2 protein-coding genes are annotated in these 1,228 nt (G+C 76.1%); both read left to right on the forward strand.

The annotated features are described in order from the left end of the window. Positions 1–125 precede the first annotated feature (125 nt). Positions 126–932 (forward strand): DNA-formamidopyrimidine glycosylase family protein, encoded by an 807-nt coding sequence (locus CCN56_RS39315; protein ID WP_086832392.1) that lies wholly within the window; start codon positions 126–128, stop codon positions 930–932. Further along, positions 929–1,228: SDR family NAD(P)-dependent oxidoreductase (locus CCN56_RS39320; RefSeq protein ID WP_373412961.1), on the forward strand; the 300-nt coding region annotated here is incomplete at its 3' end. The genes CCN56_RS39315 and CCN56_RS39320, both read left to right, overlap by 4 nt.

A 1,228-nucleotide genomic window follows, 5' to 3' on the forward strand; every position in this document is an offset into this window, starting at 1 on the left:
ACGCATGCCCACAACGGGGGTGGGCGGGGCCCACAACGGAGTACGCAGGGGCACCGCCCCGGCGGAGTGCGGCCCGCGACAGCCGGCGGGCCCGGCCAAGGCGGTGCGCCCCGCACAATGGACCCGTGCCCGAAGGAGACACCGTCTGGCAGGCCGCCCACCGCCTGCACACCGCGCTCGCCGGCAAGGTCCTCACCCGCGCGGACCTCCGCGTGCCCCGGTTCGCGACCGCCGACCTCACCGGCCGCACGCTCCTCGACGTCACCCCTCGCGGCAAGCACCTCCTCGCCCGCATCGAGGGCGGGCTCACCCTCCACTCGCACCTGCGGATGGACGGCGCCTGGCGGGTGTACGCCACCGGGGAGCGCCCGCGCGGCGGCCCCGAGCACCAGATCCGGGCGATCCTCGGGAACGCCGAGTCCACCGCGTACGGCTACCGCCTCCCGGTCCTGGAGCTCATCCGTACCGCCGAGGAGGTGAACGCCGTGGGCCATCTCGGCCCGGACCTCCTGGGTCCGGACTGGGACCCCGAGGAGGCCGTACGAAGGCTCGCCGCCGACCCGGCCAGAACACTGGGCGAGGCCCTCCTGGACCAGCGCAACCTGGCCGGCATCGGCAACGTGTACAAGTCGGAGCTGGCCTTCCTCGCCGCCGTCACCCCCTGGCTCCCGGTCGGCGAGCTCGCCCCGGAGGTCCCGGCCCGCCTGGTGGCCACGGCCCACCGCCTCCTGGAGGCGAACAAGGACCGCCCGGACCGCCGCACCACGACCACCCGCCGCCCCGGCACCCCGCTGCACGTCTACGGCCGCGAGGGCCGCCCCTGCCTCCGCTGCGGCACCCCGATCCGCAAGGCGGAACTCGGCGACCGGGTCACGTACTGGTGTCCCGGCTGCCAGCGGGGCCCCGGCGGAAACCACCACCCCGACAATTGACGACCCGTCAGATACGGCCGTACGGTCCGGACATGACGACGACTCCACCGCCACGGGCGCTCCCGGCATACGACCTCACCGGCCGCACCGCGTTCGTCACCGGCGCCGCCGGCGGCATCGGCCGCGCCACCGCGGCCCTCCTCGCCCGGGCCGGTGCCACCGTCCACTGCGCCGACCGCGACGAGGACGGCCTCAAGGAGACCGCGGCCCTGATCGCCCGCCAGGGGGCCGGTACCGCGCACACCCACCCCCTGGACGTCACCGACCGCCCCGCCCTCGCGGCGGCCGTCCGCGCC

This window comes from Streptomyces sp. NRRL B-24572 (assembly GCF_002156145.1).
GTDB lineage: Bacteria > Actinomycetota > Actinomycetes > Streptomycetales > Streptomycetaceae > Streptomyces > Streptomyces vietnamensis.